This is a genomic window from Streptomyces sp. BL1 (genome assembly GCF_057628045.1).
The window spans coordinates 2882890-2903924 of record NZ_JBXYWZ010000002.1 but is presented as its reverse complement, the minus strand read 5'-3'; the positions used below and the strand labels follow the sequence as shown (position 1 = coordinate 2903924).

Sequence of the window (21035 nt, the reverse complement as noted above, 5' to 3'; positions counted from 1 at the left end):
CGCCCCCGCCTCCCCGGACAAACCCTCTGCCCCGGACAAACCCGGGCCGCTGCCGATGCGCCTCTCGGAACGCGGCAAGTCCCGCCGGGTGCGCCCGTACGCGCTGACCGGCGGCCGGACCCGCTTCGGGCACGTGCTGCTCGTCGAGACCTTCGTGGCGGCGATCGAGGCGCCGGAGGAGCGCCCCGAACTGACCTCCGGCGGGCTGACCGACCGGGTGATGCCCGAGATGCAGGCCATCGTCGAACTCTGCCGCAGGATGCGCACCGTGGCCGAGATCGCGGCGCTGCTGAGGATGCCGCTGGGCGTGGTGCGGGTGCTGCTCAGCGACCTCGCCGATCAAGGACGAGTCCGTGTTCACGGCACCGGTCACGGGTCCGACCGGCCCGACCGTGCGCTGCTGGAAAGGGTGCTGGGTGGCCTCCGTAAGCTCTGAGAACGACGGTGCGGCCGAGGCGCCCCGCTGGCAGGAAGACCTGGAGAAGGCCCCGATCTCCACGAAGATCGTGGTGGCGGGCGGCTTCGGTGTCGGCAAGACGACGTTCGTCGGCGCGGTCTCGGAGATCGAGCCGCTGACGACCGAGGCGCTGATGACGCAGGCGAGCGAGGACACGGACGACCTCGCCGCCACTCCGGAGAAGACCACGACCACCGTGGCGATGGACTTCGGCCGGATCACGCTCGAAGAGGACCTGGTGCTCTACCTGTTCGGCACTCCCGGACAGCAGCGCTTCTGGTTCATGTGGGACGACTTGATACGCGGCGCCATCGGTGCCGTCGTGATGGCGGACACCCGGCGGCTGGAGGACTGTTTCCCCGCGCTGGACTATTTCGAGAGCTGTGGTCTGCCGTACGTTGTCGCCGTCAACCACTTCGAGGGCACCACCGTCTACGCCGCCGAGGACGTGCGGGAGGCGCTGTCGGTGCCGGACGAGATACCGGTCGTGGTGATGGACGCGCGGGAGCGGAACACCGTCGCCGAGTCGCTGCTCGCGCTGGTCGGCCACGCGCTCGAGACCGCACCCGCCTGATCCCCAGCACAGCGCAGTACACAGACGTACGACGCAGTACACAGAAGAGAGACCCGTCATGCGCCACATACTCATCGTCGGAGCCGGTCAGGCCGGGCTGCAGCTCGCGCTGGGCCTCCAGTCGAACGGCTACGAGGTCACGGTGATGTCCAACCGCACGGCGGACGAGATCCGCAGCGGGCGGGTCATGTCCACCCAGTGCATGTTCCACCAGGCGCTGCAGCACGAGCGCGACATCGAGGCCAACTTCTGGGAGAGCCAGGCCCCGAAGATCGAGGGACTGGGCGTCTCCGTCGCCGACCCGGAGTCCCTCCAGGGCGACGGCGAGACCCAGCGCGCCATCAACTGGCTGGGCAGGCTGGACGGTTACGCGCAGTCCGTCGACCAGCGGGTGAAGATGGCCGGCTGGATGGACACCTTCGTCCAGCGCGGCGGCAAGCTCGTCATCCACGGCGCGGCCGTCTCCGACCTGGACTTCTTCGCCCGCAAGTACGACCTGGTGCTGGTCGCCGCGGGCAAGGGCGAGCTGGTCTCCATGTTCGAGCGGGACGCGAGCCGTTCGCCGTACGACGCGCCGCAGCGCGCGCTGTCCGTGGCCTACGTGCACGGCATGGACCCGCGCCCCGAGCACGCGGACACCGAGGCCGTCCGCTGCAACCTGGTGCCGGGCGTCGGCGAGCTCTTCGTGATGCCGACCCTGACCACCACGGGCCGCGCCGACATCCTGTTCTGGGAGGGCATCCCGGGCGGGCCGCTGGACGCCTTCCAGGGCATCAAGGACCCGGGCGAGCACCTCGCCAAGACCCTTGAGCTGATGGAGCGGTTCACGCCGTGGGAGTACGCGCGGTGCACCAGCGTCGAGCTGACCGACGCCGGCGGCACCCTCGCGGGCCGCTACGCGCCGACCGTGCGCAAGCCCGTCGGGACGCTGCCCAGCGGCGGCAACGTACTGGGCGTCGCCGACGTCGTCGTCGCCAATGACCCCATCACGGGCCAGGGTTCGAACTCCGCGTCCAAGTGCGCGGCGACGTACCTCGCCGCGATCCTGGAGCGCGGTGACGAGCCGTTCGACGCGGAGTGGATGCGGGACACCTTCGAGCGCTACTGGGCCACCGCCCAGCACGTCACGAAGTGGACCAACGCCATGCTGGCCCCGCCGCCCGAGCACGTGCTGAACCTGATCGGCGCGGCCGGCGGCATCCAGCCCATCGCCGACAGGTTCGCCAACGGCTTCAACGACCCCTCGGACTTCGAGGACTGGTTCTTCGACCCGGAGAAGGCCGCCGCCTATCTGGAGCGCGTCGCGGGCTGACCCCGGCGCCGGGCCGGACCGCGAACGGGCCGGCCCGGCAACCCGGGCCGGCTTCGCGTCAGCCGGAGTTGTTGCCGGTGTCGGCGCCCGTGGAGGCGCCGGCCGGCAGCTTCGGCGGCTTGTAGTCCTTCACCGGCTGCGCGCCCGGGTCGGGCCGGACCGCGCCGAGGATCGGGTTCGCGGCGATGGGGGAGACCTTCACCTTCGCGCCGGGCCGCGGCGCCTGGACCACCAGCCCGTTGCCCGCGTAGATCGCCACATGCGTCGCGCCCGGGAAGTAGATCACCAGGTCGCCGGGGCGCAGCGAGCTCAGCGGCACCCGGTCCAGCTGCTTCCACTGCTCCTGGCTGGTCCGGGGGATCGCCGAGCCGGACCGGTCCGAGCCGTCCGCGCGCAGCCACGCCTGCGAAGTCAGCCCCGAGCAGTCGAAGGTGTCGGGCCCCGTGGCACCCCACACGTACGGCTTGCCGATCTGGTCGATGGCGTACCGCAGCGCACGGTCGCCGCCCTCGGACGGCGGGCGCGCGCTGCCCAGCACGCCGGACCGCATCAGTTTCTGCTGTGCGGCGGCCATCTGACGGGCCTCCAGCTCCCGCAGCTGCGACAGCTCGTCGTCGGTCAGCGAGGACAGCATCGACTCGACATCCTTGAGCCGCGTCTTCACGTCGTCCCGCTGCGCCTTCTGCTTCCCGGCCAGCTTCTTCTGCTTCGCGAACGCCTTCTTCGCCTTCGCGGCCAGCTCGGCGTGCTCCCGCTCGCCGCTGGTGAGCTTGCGTACCGTCACCGCCTGCTTCCCGGCGGCACGTTTCAGCATCCGCCCTTCCTCCATGGCGCGCTGCGGGTCGCGGGTGAGGAGCAGCTGGACGGAGGAGGGGATGCCGGTGGTGCCGCCCCGGTACTGCTGCCGGGCCAGCTCGCCCGCGTCGTGCCGGCCGGCCTTCAGTGCGGAACGGGCGTCCCGCAGCTGCGCGTTGGTCTTCTTCACCGTGGCGCGCTGCGCCTTCAGCTTCTCCGCCGTCCCGTTGTACGCCTCGGAGGCGGCCTCGGTCTGCCGGTAGAGCGTCTGCAGGTCCTTCAGTATCGCGGCGACCGGTTTCCCGCCGGGTTCCGCCGGGGCGGCCGTCGCGGGCTGGACGGTGAGCACGCCCACCGTCGCCGCGGCCACTGTCGCCGTGCACACGGACCGAACAACTGACACCGGGTCACCTCTCCTGCTGACAGGGGCCATGGGGCCCGGGGAAAGCCCCCGGGAATGCGCAGAGAATGCGATCGTGACATGACCGTACGGACCGGCGACTCCCTCACTGGGCGGATCTGCGCAGCACTGTCACCCGATAGGTGCCTGGTCCTCATTCCCGTAAGGGGCCGTTCACCGCCCGAAGAGCCGGCGGCCCGCCAGGCCGCGTGCCGTCTCCGCCGCGTCACCGATCTCGCGCACGAACGGCTCGGGCAGCCACTCCACGGCGTCCCGTTCGCCGGTGTCCTCCAGATCCAGGGCGCGCGCCAGCGGCCCCGGCATCGGCCTGTTCTCCGGCACCTTGTGCAGGCAGGCCAGCAGCGCGGGGCACAACCCCTCGGGTACGCCGGTCAGATCGGGCCCGTCCCGCGCCGTGGGCACCACGCTGCCGGGGAACGGATGGTGCGCGGCAGAGGCGACGACCAGGGTCGCGCCGAGTTCGAACACGTCGTCGGCCGGATTGGCGGCCTCGTCGCCCGCGTGCCCCAGATCCGTACGGCCGAGGCCGAGCCCGCAGTCGATCACGCGGGGCGCTCCGGTGGTGAGCATGACATTGCCGGGCCGCAGATCACGGTGCGCGATGCGGGCGCCGTGCAGGGCGCCCAGCGCGCGGGACAGCGCGCCGCCGAGGGCGCGTACGGACGGCTCCGGAAGCGGCCCGCAGCGCCCGACGACCTCGGCCAGCGACATGCCGGGCACGAACTCGGAGGCCACCCAGGGGCGTTCGCTGTCGAGTTCGCAGCCGAGCGCGGCGGCGACGTACGGACTGTGCACCGTCGTCGCGGCGCCCTGCAGTTCGTGCCGCAGCCGGGCGCGCACCTGGCGGTCGCGGAGCAGTTCCGGGCGCATCGCGCGGACGGCCGCGAGCTGCTTGCGCGCACCCCGTCCGGGCGCGCCGCGGCCCAGATACACGGTGCCCATGGAGCCGACGCCGAGTACCCCCAGCAGCCGGTACGGTCCGAGCTGCTTGGGGTCGGCGCTGCCGAGGCGTCCCGCGCGGCCCGTCGCTTCCCCATTGCTCACGCGGGGCAGCCTAGGGGCTCCGGGGGGTGACATGACCAGGGGGGACGTAAGAACTGCAGAAGTTCTTCGCAAAGTCGCGACTGTCAAAGCGGTCGGAAATGATCGTCCGAGGCATCAGTCCGCGCATGTCCGACTGGCCCGCCGGGGCGGGGTGTTCAGGGGAGTTGACCGCTATGTGCGCGGCCCCCGAGTACGCCACGGCAGCCGGTGCCGGAGCCGGTCCCGCAGCCGGCCGCGCGGAGCGCCCTCGGGGTCGTACACGTAGCGCCAGCCGCGCGGCAGACCGAACCGTCCGGAGGCCACCGGCTCCAGCCGGTAGACGTGGACGGTCCGGCCCTCGCCGGGGTGCGGCACCGGCACCTCGTACGTGGCCGGCGGCCGTCCCGTCGGACCCACCAGTACGGGCAGCACCCGGCCGTCCAACGGGCCGCCGGTGAACGGCGTCTGCTCACTGCGCACCGACCGCGCCGCCGCTCAGTCCGCCGTCGGGCAGCAGGGCTGGGCGAGCCTGCGCGCGCCCGGGCCCTCCTCGCCGAGCTGGTCGTACGGGTTGGCCAGCACGCACTTGTCGAGCGAGAGGCAGCCGCAGCCGATGCAGTCGCTGAGGTGGTCGCGGAGCTGGGTGAGCAGCTGGATGCGCTGGTTCAGATCCTCGCGCCAGCACTCCGAGACCCGCGCCCAGTCCTCCTTGTTGGGCGTCCGGCCCTCCGGCAGCAGCGCCATCACCTCGCGGATCGAGGAGAGCGGCATGCCGAGCCGCTGCGAGGCGCGGATGAAGGCGACGCGGCGCAGCGTGTCCCGGCTGTACCGGCGCTGGTTGCCCGAGGTGCGGCGGCTGTGGATGAGGCCCTCGCGCTCGTAGAAGCGGAGGGCGGAGGTGGCGACGCCTGCGCGCTCGGCCAGTTCGCCGACGGTGGCTTCCTTGGCGTCCCAGGAGAGGTGCGGATGCGTTGTCGTCATGCGGCCACGGTACCCCGCGATTGAAGTGAACTTTAAGAATTGCCGAAAACGGCTCCCCGGAAGCCGGCTTCAGGAGTCGGAGTCGGAGTCGGGGTCGCCGAGAAGGTGCGCGGCCTCCGCCACGACCGGCGCCACCCGGTGCACCAGATCGCTCACCCGGCCGCCGGGACCCTCCATCGCCAGCGCCTGCCGCGCGGCCCGGGCGCACTCCTCGTCCCGGCCCGCCGTCGCGGTCAGCTGGACGACGAAGTGCTCGACCATCCAGTCCCGCAACTCCTCGGCGGGCGGCTGCTTCCCGTCGTCCAGCCACATCAGCGAGGCCGCCTCCACGGCGGTGATCCACGACCGTACGGTCATGCGCAGCCAGCGGCCCGGCTCCGTCACCCCGAGGTGTGTGTAGATCTCTTCGGCGGCGGTCCTGCGCACCTCGTCCACGATGTGGGTGGTCCGCGACGTCTCGACGACGCTGCCGCCCTGCAGCAGCGCCATGAAGCCCGCGTCGTGCACGTCGACGAAGCCCAGATAACGGTCCAGGGCGCTCGCCAGCCGCTGCGTGAGCGGCCCGGTCTCCGGTTCCGCGAAGCACTGCTCCAGCTTGTCGGCCGCGCTGCGCAGCGCCGCCTCGTACAACTGCTGCTTCCCGCCCGGGAAGTAGCGGTAGACGAGCGGCCGGGACACCCCGGCGCTGGCGGCGACACCGTCCAGCGTCACGGTCTCCGGCGGATGGTGCGCGAAGAGGCCGAGTGCCGTACTGATCAGCTGCGTCCGCCGCTGGTCGACGGTCAGCCTGCGGTACGCGGGGGCGGTGCCGCTGGAGCTCATGTGCGCAGCGTATCCGGCCGCGGGCACACCGCCGCCGGACCACCCCCGCCCCGCGACGGCTACTTGGCGAGCAGGCCGGAGCTGACCCACAGCTTCCGGCCGACGCCGCGCAGCACGCCGATCTCGTCGAGGAAGTCGGTCAGCCGGCTCGCCCCGGACTGCATGACCTCCCTGCGGTGGCCGCTGGCCTTCACCTGCGCCATGGCCTCCCGCTTGTCGAGGCCGACGTTCTCGTAGACCTGCGGGTTGATGAAGGAGATGGAGAAGACGCGGGCCGCCTCGCCGGAGCTGATCCGGGTGAACTCGGCCTCCCAGCGCGGGCACTTCACCATCTGGCGGCGCAGCTCCTCGCGGGCGTACCGCACGTGCCGGGCCTCCTCGACGACGTGGATCCGGGTGACGCCGCGCACCAGCGGCTGGATCCGCTCGTCGGGGAAGGTCAGCCGCTGCATCCAGTCGAGGATCTCCTCGCCGAGCAGTGTCGCGGTGAACGAACCGGGCGTCGTGGAGACGGTCTTGAGCAGCCGGGCGAGGTTGTGGTGCACGCGCGAGACCGGGTACGCCGGGGCGCCGCCCTTGGTGATGAGCCGCGCGAACATCATCGAGTGCCGGCACTCGTCGGCGATCTCCGTGAGCGCGTACCGCACATGACTGCTGGTGAGCGGCTTGTCGTAGATGTGCCGCACCAGCAGCTGCATCAGGATGACCTCGAACCAGATGCCCAGCGACGCGAGCGAGGCGGCCTCGTGCCGCGACAGGTCGATCCGCTGCTCCTCCGGCATCTTCTTCCACATCGGAGTGCCGTAGAGCGAGACGAGCTCCGGCGGCCAGAACCACTTGCCGTCCTCGAAGGGGCTGTCCCAGTCGAGTTCGGTGTCCGGGTCGAACGAGTGCTTCTTCGAGGAGGTGAGGAGCCGCTCGGCGACCTGCTCACGGTCCTTGAGGAGACCGAGGGCGTCCCGGAGCACCTCTTGCTCGGCGGGGGCGATGTCTGGGGCGGTGGTCATGCGAGGCACCTCTTCGTCGGGGTTACCAGCGGTCACATGAGTCTCTCGTCCTTATGAGACTGCGCGTCAGCAATGCCGTCAATCCCCCGTGCGCGAGTTGTTGACCGCCGAGTAAGGGGCGTGTGAGCCTCCAACTGTCCACACCTGAAGGGCAGTCAGGAGTCGCACATGTCGACGCACGACCTCTACACCACAGCCCCGCAGGACCCCCTCTGGACGGTGCCCGCCAGTGGCGCCGCCCGCTTCAGCTGGGACCCCGTGTTTGTCGGGCAAAAGGATGGCTCCGGCCGCGACAGGCTGCTGGCCCTGTACCAGAAGGGCAAGGACAAGCAGTGGGACGGGCAGCGGCGGATCGACTGGGACCTGGAGGTCGACCCGTACGACCCGCTCGGCACCCCCGACGAGGCGATGAGCCTGTACGGCACCCCGTACTGGCGGAAGATGAACGAGGCCGAGCGCGGCGAGCTCCGACAGCACTACGCCTCCTGGCAGTTCAGCCAGTTCCTGCACGGCGAGCAGGGCGCCATGGTGTGCGCCGCGCGGATCGTGGAGTCCGTGCCGGACATGGACGCCAAGTTCTACTCGGCGACGCAGACCATGGACGAGGCACGGCACGCGGAGATCTACGGCCGCTTCCTGCACGAGAAGATCGGGATGCTCTACCCGATCAACGACAACCTCCGGTCCCTGCTGGGCGACACGCTCCGCGACTCCCGCTGGGACATGCCCTACCTCGGCATGCAGGTGCTGATCGAGGGCCTCGCCCTGGCCGCCTTCGGCATGATCCGCGACACCACGGACAAGCCGCTGCCGCAGCAGATCCTCGCCTACGTGATGCAGGACGAGGCACGGCACGTCGCCTTCGGCCGGATGGCGCTGCGCGACTACTACAAGCAGCTCACCGACGCGGAACTGCGCGAGCGCGAGGAATTCGTCATCGAGGGCTGCTACTTGATGCGCGACCGGCTCAAGGGCGCCGAGGTCCTGGAGAACTTCGGCATCCCGAAGGACGAGGCCGAGGTCTTCAGCGAACAGTCCGAATACCTCCAGCTGTTCCGCAAGCTGCTGTTCAGCCGCATCGTGCCGTGCGTGCGCGACATCGGCCTGTGGGGCGAGCGGCTGCAGCGCGCCTACGTCGACATGGGCGTCTTCGAGATGGGCGACCAGAACCTCGACCTGCTGATGGCGCAGGACGAGGAGATCGCCGAGAAGCTGGACGCGGAACGCTTCGCGCGGGAGGAGTCGGAGCGGACGGAGGAGGTTGCGGAGGCGATTCGCGAGGGCGGCGCGGACTGAGCGTTTGAGGGTGCCGCCTTGTGTGCCCCCGTGCGTTGCGTGGGCGGGTGCGGTCCGCGCGGGGTTTGCGCAGTTCCCCGCGCCCCTGTGGGGGCGCGGGTTTCTGCGCGTCAGTGCGGGGCGTCTCCGAAGTCGGGTACGGGGAGGCGTTCGCCTTCGCGGCGGGCCGAGCGGTCGGCGATCACGCCGGGCAGCGTGTAGCGCGCGGCGGCCCACGCGTTCACCGAGGGCGTCGTGCCCCGGGCGACCGCCGTCACGAAGTCGTCCACGAGGAAGTGGTGGCTGCCCTCGTGGCCGTTCGGCGCGTGCGCGAACTCCCGCGGCAGCCGGGCCCGTCCGGCCTCGTGCACCGGCGCCGTACCCGACACGAACGCGTCGCGCAGCGCGGGTGACACGTCCGCCAGCGACGGGTCGTCCGGTGACAGTGTCGGCAGCGCCTCCAGCTGCTCCGACACATCCGTGACGCCCTTCTTGTCCTGCCACAGACTGACCGTCGCCAACTGCTCGAAGCTGCCCTCCGTACCGAAGAAGCGGAAGCGCGACTCGCGGATGTGCGAGGGGTAGCCGACCCGCCGGAACTCGTTCGTACGGAACGAGCCGCCGCCCGCCACCTCGAACAGGGCCGTGGCATTGGACAGATCGTTGCCGAACTGGCTGACGTCCTTGTCGAACACCCCGTCCCCGCGCTCGTCCACGACACCGACCGCGCTCACGCTCGTCGCGTACGTCTGCCACGCGCCGAGCACCCCGCCGATCGAGTGCGTCGGGTACAGCAGCGGCGGATAGCTGGCGGTGGCCTTCCAGCCGGCGCCCCCGCTGTACCGGTATGCGTCGTAGAAGCCGAGGTCCATGTCGTGCACGTAGTCGCCCTCGGCGTAGAAGAGCCTGCCGAATCCGCCCTGTTCGAGCTGCTGGCGCGCGTACACCGTGGCCGGGTGGTAGTGGCTGGTCTCGCCCATCATGTACGTCAGCCCGGTCTCCCGTACGGCCTCGATGATCGCGCCGATCTCCTCCTCGGAGACGGCCATCGGGACGGCGGAGTACACGTGCTTGCCGGCCCGCAGCGCCCGCACGGCGAGCGGTCCGTGTGTCCAGCGCTGCGTGAACAGCGCCACCGCGTCCACGTCGGAGGCGAGCATCGTCTCGAACGACTCCTCCGTACCGGCCAGTCCGAGCTCGGTGACGAGCCTGTCGGCGCGTTCCGGCAGCAGATCGGTGACCCGTACGGCGCCGACGCCCGGGTGCAGATGGAACAGCTTCGCGAACTGTCCGGCGAACTGCCCGGCGCCGACGATGCCGAGGGAGAAGGACATGGGAGCAACCTCTCTGGTCAATGATCCTGCTGGCTGGTCAACGTGCTGCTGGTCAACGGTGGTGCCGAATGGTCAACGGTCCGGACGGACAGTCAACGGTCCGGCTGAACTGTCAACGGTCCTGCTCGAACAGGAAGTTGATCTGCTCGTTGGCCCGGGTGAGCCCGCTCATGGGCGCGTCGTTGGCGAAGATGTCCTGCAGTACGGGGTCCGCGATGGCCTTGATGTCCGGCGCGTGGTCGGTGACGGGGAAGGAGAAGGTCGTCCCGTCCTCGACCTGCCGGGTGAAGGCGGACACGTCGAACCCGCGCCGGTGATGGGCCTCGATCGCGGCCCGCGTGCCGGCGGGGGTGGCGGGGAAGACGACGCCCTCCTTGCCGACCAGGCGCTGGCACGTGTCGGAGGCGAGGAAGGCCACCCACCGCGCCGCGTCCTCCTTGTTGCGCGCTCCCTTGGTCACCGAGTCGGCGAGGCCGCTCATCATGGAGGCCCGTTCACCCGTCGGCCCCTTCGGCGTGAGCGCGACCCGCATGTCGCGGCCCTTGAACCCGTCGAACGTGCTCGCCATCCACGAGCCGTGCACGGCCATCGCCGCCTGGCCCGAATCGACCTGCGCGTCCGGCTGGTTGGAGTCCGAGTAGACCTCGAAGGGGGCCATGTAGCCCTTCTTCGCCAGCCCGAAGTACCAGCGCAGGGTCTTCTGGAAGGTCTGCTGGTCGTAGTTGTAGCGGGTGCCCCAAGCGGGCCGGTTCGTGAACTTCCAGCCCGCCGAGCCGGTGAACGGGCTCCACTGGGTCTGCCCCTCCGACAGGGAGTCGGAGTTCACCGCCAGCCCGTAGCGCTTCACCCGGTTCCGGTCGAAGCCCGGCTGGTCGCCGCGCCGGCCCTCGGCGTCCACCGACAGCCGCGCCAGGGCCTTCTCGAAGCTGCCGCCGTCCCGCGGGTTCCAGGACAGCGAATCGAGCTCCTTGTCGCCGAGCCCCGCCTTCGCCGTGACCTTGTGGTCGTAGAACAGCCCCACCGTGTCCCAGTCCTTCGGCGCCCCGTACCGGTGCCCGTCGGGGCCGACCCACGTACGGGCCAGCCCCGGCTGGTAGTCGGAGGCGCGCAGCCGCTTCGTCGGGCCGAGCTCGTCCAGCGGGCTGAGCACGCCGAGCCGCGCGAACTGCGGGTATTTCGCCGGGTGGTTGGTGAACACGTCCGGCTGGGTGCCGGAGATGAAGCTCGCCATGAGCTTCGTCCAGTAGCTGTCGAAGCCGATCTGGGTGATGTTCACCCGCAGCCCGGGGTGCTTCTTCTGGAAGGCCCGCGCGCACTGTTCGTACGCGGGCCGCTGGCTCGCGTCCCACATCCAGTACGAGACGGTCCGCTGCCCGCCCGCGCCCTCCGTACGCTGCCCGCCGCCCGGCGCGCAGCCCGTACCGGCCGCCAGCAGGCATGCCGTACCCAGTACGCCCGCCGTCCTGAGGGTTCGTCTCATGTTCCCCGCACCTCCGCTCACTTGATGCCGCTGAAGCCGATGGAGTTGAGGACACGCCGCGCCAGCACGCCGAACAGCAGGACCATCGGCAGCGCGGCGATGACCGTGGCCGCCATCAGGCCCGCCCAGTCGGTGCCGGTCTGCGGGTCCTGCGAGCGGAAGACGCTCAGCGCGACGGTGAGCACCCGCGAGCTGTCGCTGTACGACACCATCAGCGGCCAGAAGTAGTCGTTCCACGAGGTCAGATAGGTGAGGATGCACAGCGTCGCGACCGGGCCCGAGGCCATCGGCAGGATCACCCGGAAGAACACCCGGATCTTGCCGGCGCCGTCGAGCAGCGCCGCCTCCTCCACCTCCCGCGGGAGTCCCAGGAAGAACTGCCGGAGGAAGAACACGGCGAACGGCGTCATGAACATCGTCGGCAGGGCGATCCCGAACAGCGTGTCGATCAGCCCGAGTTCCTTGATGAGGACGAAGTTCGGCAGCAGCGTGAACACGGTCGGCACCATCAGCCCGGCGAGGAAGAAGCCGAACACCTTGTCCCGCCCGCGCCACTCCAGCCGTGCGAAGGCGTACGCCGCCATCGCGGAGAACAGCACCTGGCACACGGTGATCAGGGTCGAGACGAACACCGAGTTGACCAGATAGCGCCAGAAGTCCAGGGAGCCCCCGGCGCCGCCCTCGGCCAGCGCCTCCTCGGTGCTCTGAAGCCCGAGCGCCCGCAGAAAGCCCCCGGCGCCCGGTTCCACGGGCAGCACCGACGAAGCGCCGCCGGGCAGCGCGGAGTTGGTGGACAGCGCCGTCCGCAGCATCCAGTAGAACGGGAAGAGCGTGACGAGCACGATCGCGCCCATCGTGAGCCACGCGAGCATCCGCCCGGGGGAGGGCAGCGGCCGTCTCCGGGGTCTGCCGCGGGGCGGTCCCGTACCGCCGCGCTCCGCCTCGTACGCGGTCTTGTCGACCGGTGGCGCCGTTGCCGCCATGCCGCACCGTCCCTTCCGTGGTGTGTCCGCGAGTCGCCGTCCGGGGCCGGGCCGGGTCAGCCGAGGTCGGTCCGGCCGGCCCGCATCAGCCGGTACTGCACGACCGTGATCACGGTGAGCAGCAGCATCAGGGCGACCGAGAGGGCCGAGGCGTACCCGAACTGGAGCCGCCCGAAGGCCAGGTCGTAGATGTAGAACTGGAGGACGTTCGTCGCGCCGGCCGGTCCGCCGTCCCGGGTGGTGACCGAGACCGTGTCGAAGACCTGGAACGAGCCGATCACCGTGATGATCAGGACCAGGGCCAGTACGGGCCGCAGCAGCGGCACCGTGACCGACCGGAACAGCCGCCACTCGCTCGCCCCGTCCACCCGGCCCGCCTCGTACACGGTGTGCGGCAGCGACTGGAGCCCCGCGAAGATCAGCAGCGCCGTGTAGCCCACGTGCCGCCAGACGTTGATGAGCGCGATCGTCGGGATCGCCCAGTCGGCGTCGGCGAGGAACGGGATCCGCGCGGCGCCGAGCCACTCCAGCACCTCGTTGCCGATGCCGAGCTGGGTGTCGAGGATCCACAGCCACACGACACCGGCGACGACGTTGGAGACGAGATACGGCGCCAGCACCACACCGCGCAGGAACGTGGAGCTCGTGAGCCGGTGCATCAGCACGGCGATCAGCAGCGCCACGGCCGTCTGTACGCCGATGTTGAGGACGACGTACTGCACCGTGACCCACAACGAGTCCCAGAACACCGGGTCGTTGACCATCCGCCGGTAGTTGTCGAGCCCGGCCCACCGGGCGGGCCCGAGCAGGTCGAACTCCGTGAAGCTCAGATAGACGCCGCGCAGCGTCGGCCACACCAGGAAGGCGAGGAAACCGGCCAGCGCGGGCGCCAGGAAGAATGCCGCGGTCCGGCCGTCCCCGCCCCTGCGGGAGGCACGTGCGCCGGTGCGGGCAGCGGTACGGGTCGTGCTGCGTGCTGAGCTGGCTGAACTGATGGCCATGGGCGGGCCCCTTCGTCCGTCTCGGCGGCACATACTTTTGCCCGGAAGTTAATGGGGCGTCAAGAGGTCGTGTCGCACGGATCGTTGGGCCGGATCTCTGCGCAGTTACTTCCGTGTGGAAGTCAGGGGGTGTGGTGAACTACGCTGCCCGGCATGAGCGTTCCGACCCCGAGTTGGCGTCCCCTGAGCCCCGCCGAACGCGCGGTCGCCATCGAGGTGCTGACCAACGGCCCGCTCTCGCGCAGCGCGATAGCCCGCCGTCTCGGCATGTCAGGCGGCAGCCTCACCCGGCTCGCCAAACCGCTGATCGACGCCGGCCTGCTCGTCGAGGGCCCCGCGGCCCCCGCCGACCGGGGCCGCCCCGGGCAGCCGCTGGACATCGTCACGGGGCCCTGGCACTTCGTCGGCCTGAAGATCACCGCCGACGCGCTGTACGCCGTGGTGACCACCCTCAAGAGCGAGGTCGTCCGCCGCGAGACCCGCCCCCTCGCCGACCGCGACCCCGAGGCCGTCGCCGGACTCGCGCACGCCGTCGTGTCCGAACTCGCCGAGGAATACCCCCGGTTGGCGGGCATCGGAGTCGGCGTCGGCGGCCGTACGGCGGACCGGTCCGTCGTCACCGAGTCCTCGTTCCTGGACTGGCGCGACGTGCCCTTCGCGGAACTCCTGGAGCAGCGCACCAAGCTGCCCGTCGTCGTCGACAACGATGTGGCCGCGCTCGTCGAGGCCGAGACCTGGTTCGGCGCGGGCCGCGGCCTGGACCGGTTCGCCGTGCTGACCCTCGGCGCCGGCATCGGCTACAGCCTGGTCCTCGGCGGTACGCCGGTCCGCCCCTCCGACGAGGGCCGCGCCGCGTCCCGCTACTGGATCGTCGACCCCACGGGGCCCGTCACCCCGGAGGGGCAGCGCGGCAGCGCGGTCTCGATGCTGTCCATCCCCGCCATCGAGTACCAGGTGCACGCCGCCACCGGCAGCCGCGTCCCGTACGCCGAGATCCTCGAACGCGCCCGCGCCGGCGACCCGTTGACCTCCCGCGTGGTCCAGGACGCGGGCCGCGCCCTGGGCGCGCTCCTCGCGCAGATCGTCACGTTCGCGCTCCCGGAGAAGATCCTCCTGGCCGGCGAGGGCGTCGGCCTCGTCGATGCGGCGGGCGACACGGTCGCCGAAACCCTGGCGGCACACCGTCACCCCGCAGCCACCCCCGTCCCCCTGGAAACCCGCGTCTCCGACTTCCACGACTGGGCCCGAGGCGCCGCAGTCCTGGCAATCCAGGTCCTGGTCCTGGGCGGCAGAGAGGGGACAGCGGGCTGACGGCCGCCCGGTGTGGGCACGCGGTCCGCCAAGGGGCGGAACGGGTGGGCACACCGGACCGCAAGCCGCAAGGCCACGTCCCCAAGCACGCAACGCACGCGCCCCGCAACGCACGCGCCCCGCGCCGCACGTCAGTTGAGCGCCCGCCCGTCCAACCGGCCGGCCGGCACCTCCAGATGCCGCAACAAAGTCGGCGCCACATCAACAAGCGCCGGCTGCCTCCCCGGCCTACCCCGAGGCAACCCCCCACCCGTACCCGTCACGAAGGTCATCCGCTCCTCCGCGCTGTTCCCCCCGTGCCCGCCCTTCGGGCGGTGCCCGTGGTCGGTGGTGACCAGCACCAGCCAGTCCTCCGCCGCGTGCGTCGCCCGCTCCCGTACCGCCTTCAGCATCCGCCCCATGCGCGCGTCGCTCCTGTGCAGCGCCCGCGCGTAGGCCGCCGAGTTTGGGCCGGAGTGGTGGCCCACCTCGTCGGTGTGCCCGAGGTAGACGAACGACGCGTCGGCGGGGGTGCCGGCCAGATGCTTTTCGGCGTCCACCGTGACCTGCTCGTCGGTCTTGTCCTCGATGCGCTGCGTCCCGTTGAACACCCGCCCCGTGTCGGCGCTGCCGCGCAGCAGCCGCGACTCCAGGGGCCTCCAGCCCACAGCGGAGTACGTGTCGAGCTCGGGCTTCTCCGACTCCACCCGGGAGATCCAGGTGGGCCAGTGCGCGATGTCGTCCCCCTTGAAGGTGTTGTCGCGGATCTTGTGCTTCGCCGGCCACACCCCGGTGAGGGCCGTCGCCCAGCCGGGCGCGCTCACCGTCTGCGCCGACGAGGTGCCCGGGAGCGTGCTCTGCGACGAGTAGCCCTCCTTCACCAGCCGGTGGAAGTTCGGGGTGTCCGCGGCCAGCATCTTGTCGTAGCGGACCCCGTCCAGCCCGACCATCAGGACCTTCGGCAGCCGCGCCACTCCCGGCACCGCAGTACCGTCAGCCGCCGCCGTGTCGACGTCGCCCCTCGTACGGACGTCGCCCGTCGTACGGTCGGCAGCTTCCGTCCGGTTGTCCGCTCCGGCCGGCGCACCGGCGGCCGCCGGCGCCCCGAGCATCAGCACGGCCACGGCCGCGCACACCACGTACTTCACAGCGAAATCTCCTGCACTCTGTGCGGCTCGTCAGACGCCGTGCTCACGCGCGCCGTGTTCTTCCCCGCCGTGCTGCGTCCCGCCGTGCTGTGCGTCCCGTTGCTCCGCCGCGCCGTACTCCGCGTCCCCGTGCTCCAGGGCGAGGTCGAAGCCCTCCCGGCCGCCGTCGCCCACCGTGAGCGGAGTGGCGGCCGGCGGGTAGCCGCTGGCGACGACGGTGTACTCGGCCTCCGGCAGATCCGCGAAGGCGTACGCGCCGTCCGAGCCCGTCGTCCGTACGGCGACCACGTTCCCCGACACGTCCAGGAGGGACACCCGCGCGTCCGGAACGGGCCGGCCCGCCGGGTTGCGCACCGTGCCGCGGAGCGTCGCCGCCGCACGCAACAGCGCGTCCTGGCGCGCCGGTTCCGCGCCGCCGACCTCGGCCTGCCCCGCGTACGGCTGATAGCCGGCGGCGCTCGCCGTCAGCGTGTAGCTGCCCGGCGGCAGCGAGGCCAGCCGGTACCCGCCGTCCTCGCCGGACGACACCGCCTCCACCACCTCGCCCCGCGCGTCGGTGGCCACCACCAGCGCACCGGACACCGGCACGTCCCCGGCGCGCACGGTGCCGTACAGACCGCCCGTACCGGTCAGCATCAGATCGAAGTCCTGCGCCGAGCCGTCCACGGCGAGCGTCACGACCTTCGGCTGGTGCCCCGGCGCGGAGCCGACCAGCACGTAACTCCCCTCGCCGGGCGACTCCACGGCGTACGCGCCGTCGTCCCCCGTCGCGGTGCGGGCCAGCTGGCGCCCGCTCAGATCGATGAGGGTCACCGCGGCCTGCGGTACGGGGCTCCCCGACGCGTCCAGCACCCGCCCCCGCAGCCCGGCCCCGTCCTGCGCGGCCCGGTCATGCGCGGCCGATGCCACCACGGCACCCGCCCCCGCTCCGGCCGTGGTCGCGCCCGCCGCGGCTCCCGTCCCCGCCGGTACGTCCTGCCGCGCGCTCTCCGTCTCCTCCTCCGGGCCCACCGGCTCGGCGGCGCCCGGGTCGCCGGCCTGGGGGCGGCCCTTCCGGTACAGCAGCAGCGTGATGACCAGGCCCGCCGCGAAGAAGCCCGCCGCCCACATGTACGCGATGTCGTAGCTGTGCAGATTGGCCTCGGCCAGATTGTGCTTCGACGGCTTCCGGTCCTCCAGATAACGGGTCACCGCGCTCGCCGCCATCGTGTTGAACAGCGCGGTGCCGATCGAACCGCCCACCTGCTGCATGGTGTTGATGGTCGCCGAGGCCACGCCCTGGTCCCGGCGCGCGACGCCGAGGGTGGCGAGGCTCATCGCGGGCGGCATCACCATGCCGAGCCCCGCGCCGAGCACCAGCAGCGGCGGCAGGACGTGCGCCGCGTACGTACTGTGCAGCTCCAGCCGCGTCAGCCACAGCAGCCCCGCACAGGCGCACAGCATGCCGAACGGCACGACCGGTTTCGGCCCCAGCTTCGGGATCAGCAGATTGACGGCGACCTGCGCGAACAGCATCAGCATGCCGACCATCGGCAGGAACGCCAGGCCCGTCTTCACCGGCGTGTACTCCAGCGTCTGCTGCAGGTAGTACGTCAGGAAGAGGAAGACCCCGAACATGCCGGCGCCGGCGATGAACACCGACAGGATCGACGCGCCGCGGTTGCGGTCCGCGAGCACCCGCAGCGGCAGCAGCGGATGCTTCGCGCGGGACTGCCAGAACACGAAGGCGAGCAGCAGCACACCGCCCGCCGCGAGGAAGGCCCAGCACATCCAGTGGCTCCAGGCGTGCGTCTCGGCGCTGGAGAAGCCGAAGACGATGCCGAACACACCCGCCGCGACCAGCAGCGTGCCGAACAGGTCCAGCCGCGGCCGCTGCGCGGGCGCGGGGTGCCGGATGAAGATCAGCGCGCCGAGCACCGCGACGACGGCGATGACCAGGTTGACGTAGAGCGTCCAGCGCCAGTCCAGGTGCTCGGTGAGGATGCCGCCGAGCAGCAGCCCGATCGCGCCGCCGGAACCCGCGATGGCACCGAAGACACCGAAGGCGCGCGCCCGCTCCTTCGCGTCCGTGAACGTCGTCGTCAGCAGCGACAGCGCGGACGGCGCGAGCAGCGCCCCGAACGCCCCCTGCAGCGCACGCCCCGTCACCAGCAGCGAGAAGTCGCCCGCCGCGCCGGCCAGCGCCGACGACAGGGCGAAGCCGACCAGACCCGTCAGCAGGGTCACCTTCCGGCCCAGCAGGTCGGCCAGCCGCCCGCCGAGCAGCAGAAGACTGCCGAAGGCGAGCGAGTACGAGGTGACGACCCACTGCCGGCCGTCGTTGTCGAAGCCGAGATCCTGCTGCGCCGACGGCAGCGCGATGTTCACGATGGTCGCGTCCAGCACCACCATCAGCTGCGCGAGACCGATCACCGCCAGCACCCACCAGCGGTGCGGCACGTGATGCTCGTGGTGCTCCTGCGCCGGCGCGCCCGCGTGCCGTGCGGTGCCGCTGTGGCCGTCTGCGTTCGTGGATGCCATCTGTGCTCCCGTGGGTGTTCCCCCTGGGGCGCCGTGTGCCGCTCGTACGGTGCACCGAAACGCTCACGTTCCCCGAGCCTCCACGAGCGTAGGACGGCCATGATCGACACGCAATCGTTTCGATCATGGTCCGGCCCCCGCCGGAACCCCCTTCAACGCCCGCACGCCCGCTGTCCGGTGAGGCCTCGCCGCCCGTCTAATGTGTACGGGCCATACATCCGATCAGGCGCAGGAAGGGCTCTCGTGGCCGACATAGAAGCAGCACGCAAGTCGTTCGACATGTTCGACCGCAACGGTGACGGCTACGTCACCGCGGTGGAGTTCCAGCAGGCCATGGTCGAACTGGGTGACCGCCACTACACGGTCGGCCTGGCCGAGGCCATCCTCAAGACCCGCGACGCCAACGCCGACGGCGTCCTCACCTTCGAAGAGTTCTACGCCCACGCCAAGAACCTCTGAGCCCCCGGCTCCCGAGCCCCGGGTGGGGACCGGCACTCCGGACCCCACCCCGGGGCGGGCGGCCCCAACAGCGTCCCCGCGAAAGCCCGCCAGAGCGGTGAAGAGCCGGCCCTCATGCAGATGCCGGCCGTTCACCGCCCGGGAGAAGATCGCCACGACCTGCCGAAGCACTGCTAGAAGTCGGCCTGCTCCCGGTCGTAGGCGTGCTTGTCCACGAAGGAGAGCAACTCCTTGTCGGAAACCGGCGGTTCACCGCCGGGCCGTCCGGTCCCGAAGTACAGATGCGTATCGATGTACGGCTTGCCACGGGCGGCGGCCCCTCGGAACTCCCGGGCGTGGAGGGGCAGTCGAGCCCCTGAGTCGGGACGATCCGCTGATGACCTGAGAAGAAGCGTCCAAGGCCAACGACAAACGCCCCGCACGCAGCAACTGGGCTGGTGGCGGGGCGTTTCGGTACTCCGAATCGAAGTACCCCCGGCAGGATTCGAACCTGCGCACACGGCTCCGGAGGCCGTTGCTCTATCCCCTGAGCTACGGGGGCGGGGTCGCCGTCTGCGCGGCGACGGGTAGAACACTACCAGCTTGAGGGGGGTGGACCGGAACACGGTTTTGGAGGGGGTGGTGGGGGTGAGGTGAGGGGTGGGGCGGTCCGGGGGACCGGCCGGGGTGGAAATGGGCAAAACCCGGACGCAGTCGAAGGGGCGGGCCTACGCTTTGAGGCGTGCCAGGAGTGTCCGGCCGGATCCTTGTCGTGGACGACAGCAAGGTCATCCGGCAGCTGATCAGGGTCAACCTCGAGCTGGAAGGGTTCGAGGTCGAGACCGCTGCCGATGGTGTCGAGTGTCTGGACATAGTGCGCCACTTCGGGCCCGACGTCATCACCCTCGACGTGGCGATGCCGCGCCTCGACGGGCTGAGTACGGCGGAGCGGCTGCGGGCCGATCCGCGGACGCGTCACATACCGCTGGCGATCGTCAGCGGCTGTGGTGACTTCGAGGCCGCGGGCCCGGCAGGGGTGGACGCGTTTCTGGCGAAGCCGTTCGAGCCCGCCGAGCTGGTCCGGGTCGTGCGGCGGCTGATGCAGTCAGTGGTCGGAGCGGCCGGTGGTGGCGTGAGCTCTGTCACGGAGCAGCCGGCCGGAGAGGTCGAGCCGAGCGTGCGGCCCGTGCGCTGACGTCAGCAGAAGGGGGCGGACAGCGGCAGTTGAGGGGCGGCGGCGTACGGCCGGATGCCGTGCCGGTGCCGTGCCGGTTGTCCACGCACCGAAACCGGCTCGCTTACCCCCTGTCTCTCTCCCATACGCTTGCCCTGTGACCCCTGCTCAGCTCTCCCGCACCGTGCTGCACGCCGTGCGCCGCGCTTCCGACGACGGCGAACTGTGCGCGGACGCGCCGACGGGGCTCCCGGAGCAGGTGACCGTCGAGTCGCCGCCCCGCCGCGGCCGCGGCGACTACGCCGTGAACGTCGCCTTCCAGCTGGCCCGTTCCGCCGGCCGGCCGCCCCGCGAGGTCGCCGAGGTGCTGCGGGAGCGGCTCGCCCGGCAGCCCGGAATCGCGAAGGTCGAGGTCTCGGGCGGCGGGTTCCTGAACGTCACCATCGACGGCACCGCACGCGCCGACCTCGTACGGGAGCTGGCCGCGGGCGACCCCGGCTGCACCGCCGACGATCCGGCCGCCGACATCGCGCAGTGGTCCGCCGCCACCGGCGACGACCCGGCGACGCTCGCCGTGCGGCGGGCCACGGCCAGTCCCCTCTTCCGGGTGCAGTACGCGCACGCCCGCACCCGTGGACTGCTGCGCAACGCGCGGCAGCTGGGCATCACTTCGGAGCCCGGCTGCACAGGCGCCGCGGAGAACACGGGCGCCGCGCGCTGCACGGCGCACCCCGACGACGCCGCGCCGGCGCGGGCGCTGCTGGCGCTCCTCGCCGACCACGGCCGGTTCACGCGCGACCATGAGGCGGCCCGTCATCTGGAGGCCGTCGCCGACGCCTTCTTCGACTTCCACGATACGTGCCCCCCGCTGCCGCGCGGTGGCCAGAAACCCGAGGCCGCCCACCGTGCCCGGCTGGCTCTCGCCGAAGCCACCGGAGCGGTGCTGGCAGGCGGCCTGACCCGGCTCGGCGTCACCGCACCCGCCCACCTGTAGTACGCA

At 71.1% G+C, this 21035-nt stretch carries 20 protein-coding genes and 1 tRNA gene; 8 read left to right on the top strand and 13 right to left on the bottom strand.

What is annotated here, in order from left to right; genetic code table 11:
- Nucleotides 1-55: 55 nt before the first annotated feature.
- The 3 genes from AC3AGO_RS12705 to AC3AGO_RS12695 are packed head-to-tail and all read left to right on the top strand — an operon-like array spanning nt 56 to nt 2343.
- Nucleotides 56-436, top strand: a complete 381-nt coding sequence (locus tag AC3AGO_RS12705) for a DUF742 domain-containing protein (RefSeq protein WP_487824633.1) — start codon at nt 56-58, stop codon at nt 434-436.
- Nucleotides 417-1031, top strand: coding sequence for a GTP-binding protein (locus AC3AGO_RS12700; RefSeq protein WP_487820284.1), 615 nt, complete (start codon nt 417-419; stop codon nt 1029-1031). Before AC3AGO_RS12705 ends, AC3AGO_RS12700 begins: the two co-directional genes overlap by 20 nt.
- Before the next feature lie 58 nt (nt 1032-1089).
- The gene (locus AC3AGO_RS12695; RefSeq protein ID WP_487820283.1) at nt 1090-2343 is read left to right on the top strand and encodes a styrene monooxygenase/indole monooxygenase family protein; all 1254 of its coding nucleotides are present in this window, start codon (nt 1090-1092) and stop codon (nt 2341-2343) included.
- Between the two features lie 58 nt (nt 2344-2401).
- On the opposite strand, the gene AC3AGO_RS12690 is transcribed toward AC3AGO_RS12695, so the two are convergent.
- From AC3AGO_RS12690 to AC3AGO_RS12665, 6 genes are all read right to left on the bottom strand, one after another.
- Nucleotides 2402-3541, bottom strand: coding sequence for a C40 family peptidase (locus AC3AGO_RS12690; protein ID WP_487820282.1), 1140 nt, complete (start codon nt 3539-3541; stop codon nt 2402-2404).
- Nucleotides 3542-3712: 171 nt separating this feature from the next.
- The gene (locus AC3AGO_RS12685; protein ID WP_487820281.1) at nt 3713-4603 is read right to left on the bottom strand and encodes a protein kinase domain-containing protein; all 891 of its coding nucleotides are present in this window, start codon (nt 4601-4603) and stop codon (nt 3713-3715) included.
- A gap of 171 nt (nt 4604-4774) precedes the next feature.
- Entirely contained in the window at nt 4775-5062 is a 288-nt protein-coding gene (locus tag AC3AGO_RS12680) for a hypothetical protein (protein ID WP_487820280.1), read from the bottom strand.
- Between the two features lie 15 nt (nt 5063-5077).
- Entirely contained in the window at nt 5078-5563 is a 486-nt protein-coding gene (gene soxR, locus AC3AGO_RS12675; protein WP_487820279.1) for a redox-sensitive transcriptional activator SoxR, read from the bottom strand.
- 69 nt (nt 5564-5632) lie between these two features.
- Nucleotides 5633-6385, bottom strand: coding sequence for a TetR/AcrR family transcriptional regulator (locus AC3AGO_RS12670; protein WP_487820278.1), 753 nt, complete (start codon nt 6383-6385; stop codon nt 5633-5635).
- A 59-nt stretch (nt 6386-6444) separates the two neighbouring features.
- Nucleotides 6445-7392 (bottom strand): AurF N-oxygenase family protein, encoded by a 948-nt coding sequence (locus AC3AGO_RS12665; protein WP_487820277.1) that lies wholly within the window; start codon nt 7390-7392, stop codon nt 6445-6447.
- Nucleotides 7393-7560: 168 nt separating this feature from the next.
- Here AC3AGO_RS12665 and AC3AGO_RS12660 point away from each other — a divergent pair, with 168 nt between their 5' ends.
- Nucleotides 7561-8688 (top strand): ferritin-like domain-containing protein, encoded by a 1128-nt coding sequence (locus AC3AGO_RS12660; RefSeq protein WP_487820276.1) that lies wholly within the window; start codon nt 7561-7563, stop codon nt 8686-8688.
- Nucleotides 8689-8798: 110 nt separating this feature from the next.
- Here the strand turns inward: AC3AGO_RS12660 and AC3AGO_RS12655 are convergent, their stop codons facing one another.
- From AC3AGO_RS12655 to AC3AGO_RS12640, 4 genes are all read right to left on the bottom strand, one after another.
- The gene (locus AC3AGO_RS12655; RefSeq protein ID WP_487820275.1) at nt 8799-10001 is read right to left on the bottom strand and encodes a Gfo/Idh/MocA family protein; all 1203 of its coding nucleotides are present in this window, start codon (nt 9999-10001) and stop codon (nt 8799-8801) included.
- Nucleotides 10002-10113: 112 nt separating this feature from the next.
- Nucleotides 10114-11481, bottom strand: a complete 1368-nt coding sequence (locus AC3AGO_RS12650) for an ABC transporter substrate-binding protein (protein WP_487820274.1) — start codon at nt 11479-11481, stop codon at nt 10114-10116.
- A 17-nt stretch (nt 11482-11498) separates the two neighbouring features.
- The gene (locus AC3AGO_RS12645) at nt 11499-12464 is read right to left on the bottom strand and encodes a carbohydrate ABC transporter permease (RefSeq protein WP_487820273.1); all 966 of its coding nucleotides are present in this window, start codon (nt 12462-12464) and stop codon (nt 11499-11501) included.
- Between the two features lie 56 nt (nt 12465-12520).
- On the bottom strand, nt 12521-13465 hold the full coding sequence (locus tag AC3AGO_RS12640) for a carbohydrate ABC transporter permease (protein ID WP_487820272.1): 945 nt from the start codon (nt 13463-13465) through the stop codon (nt 12521-12523).
- Nucleotides 13466-13618: 153 nt separating this feature from the next.
- On the opposite strand from AC3AGO_RS12640, the gene AC3AGO_RS12635 reads away from it, so the two are divergent.
- Nucleotides 13619-14776 (top strand): ROK family transcriptional regulator, encoded by a 1158-nt coding sequence (locus AC3AGO_RS12635; protein ID WP_487820271.1) that lies wholly within the window; start codon nt 13619-13621, stop codon nt 14774-14776.
- Nucleotides 14777-14907: 131 nt separating this feature from the next.
- Here the strand turns inward: AC3AGO_RS12635 and AC3AGO_RS12630 are convergent, their stop codons facing one another.
- Both AC3AGO_RS12630 and AC3AGO_RS12625 read right to left on the bottom strand, forming a co-directional pair.
- Nucleotides 14908-15903, bottom strand: a complete 996-nt coding sequence (locus AC3AGO_RS12630; protein ID WP_487820270.1) for an alkaline phosphatase family protein — start codon at nt 15901-15903, stop codon at nt 14908-14910.
- A 30-nt stretch (nt 15904-15933) separates the two neighbouring features.
- On the bottom strand, nt 15934-18423 hold the full coding sequence (locus AC3AGO_RS12625; protein ID WP_487820269.1) for an MFS transporter: 2490 nt from the start codon (nt 18421-18423) through the stop codon (nt 15934-15936).
- A gap of 243 nt (nt 18424-18666) precedes the next feature.
- Here AC3AGO_RS12625 and AC3AGO_RS12620 point away from each other — a divergent pair, with 243 nt between their 5' ends.
- A complete protein-coding gene (locus AC3AGO_RS12620; protein WP_487820268.1) occupies nt 18667-18882 on the top strand; it encodes an EF-hand domain-containing protein in 216 nt (71 codons plus the stop codon).
- A 469-nt stretch (nt 18883-19351) separates the two neighbouring features.
- Here AC3AGO_RS12620 and AC3AGO_RS12615 read toward each other — a convergent pair.
- A tRNA-Arg gene (locus tag AC3AGO_RS12615) sits at nt 19352-19423 on the bottom strand.
- 180 nt (nt 19424-19603) lie between these two features.
- On the opposite strand from AC3AGO_RS12615, the gene AC3AGO_RS12610 reads away from it, so the two are divergent.
- The gene (locus AC3AGO_RS12610) at nt 19604-20056 is read left to right on the top strand and encodes a response regulator (protein WP_487820267.1); all 453 of its coding nucleotides are present in this window, start codon (nt 19604-19606) and stop codon (nt 20054-20056) included.
- 136 nt (nt 20057-20192) lie between these two features.
- Nucleotides 20193-21029: a DALR anticodon-binding domain-containing protein gene (locus AC3AGO_RS12605; protein WP_487820266.1), complete on the top strand. Its 837-nt coding sequence runs from the start codon at nt 20193-20195 to the stop codon at nt 21027-21029.
- Nucleotides 21030-21035 lie beyond the last annotated feature (6 nt).

Coding starts and splice junctions, on each gene's coding strand:
- AC3AGO_RS12695 (WP_487820283.1), top strand. CDS start 1,090: ATGCGCCACATACTCATCGTCGGAGCCGGTCAGGCCGGGCTGCAGCTC.
- AC3AGO_RS12660 (WP_487820276.1), top strand. CDS start 7,561: ATGTCGACGCACGACCTCTACACCACAGCCCCGCAGGACCCCCTCTGG.
- AC3AGO_RS12640 (WP_487820272.1), bottom strand. CDS start 13,465: ATGGCCATCAGTTCAGCCAGCTCAGCACGCAGCACGACCCGTACCGCT.
- AC3AGO_RS12655 (WP_487820275.1), bottom strand. CDS start 10,001: ATGTCCTTCTCCCTCGGCATCGTCGGCGCCGGGCAGTTCGCCGGACAG.
- AC3AGO_RS12665 (WP_487820277.1), bottom strand. CDS start 7,392: ATGACCACCGCCCCAGACATCGCCCCCGCCGAGCAAGAGGTGCTCCGG.
- AC3AGO_RS12645 (WP_487820273.1), bottom strand. CDS start 12,464: ATGGCGGCAACGGCGCCACCGGTCGACAAGACCGCGTACGAGGCGGAG.
- AC3AGO_RS12705 (WP_487824633.1), top strand. CDS start 56: ATGCGCCTCTCGGAACGCGGCAAGTCCCGCCGGGTGCGCCCGTACGCG.
- AC3AGO_RS12650 (WP_487820274.1), bottom strand. CDS start 11,481: ATGAGACGAACCCTCAGGACGGCGGGCGTACTGGGTACGGCATGCCTG.
- AC3AGO_RS12635 (WP_487820271.1), top strand. CDS start 13,619: ATGAGCGTTCCGACCCCGAGTTGGCGTCCCCTGAGCCCCGCCGAACGC.
- soxR (WP_487820279.1), bottom strand. CDS start 5,563: ATGACGACAACGCATCCGCACCTCTCCTGGGACGCCAAGGAAGCCACC.
- AC3AGO_RS12670 (WP_487820278.1), bottom strand. CDS start 6,385: ATGAGCTCCAGCGGCACCGCCCCCGCGTACCGCAGGCTGACCGTCGAC.
- AC3AGO_RS12625 (WP_487820269.1), bottom strand. CDS start 18,423: ATGGCATCCACGAACGCAGACGGCCACAGCGGCACCGCACGGCACGCG.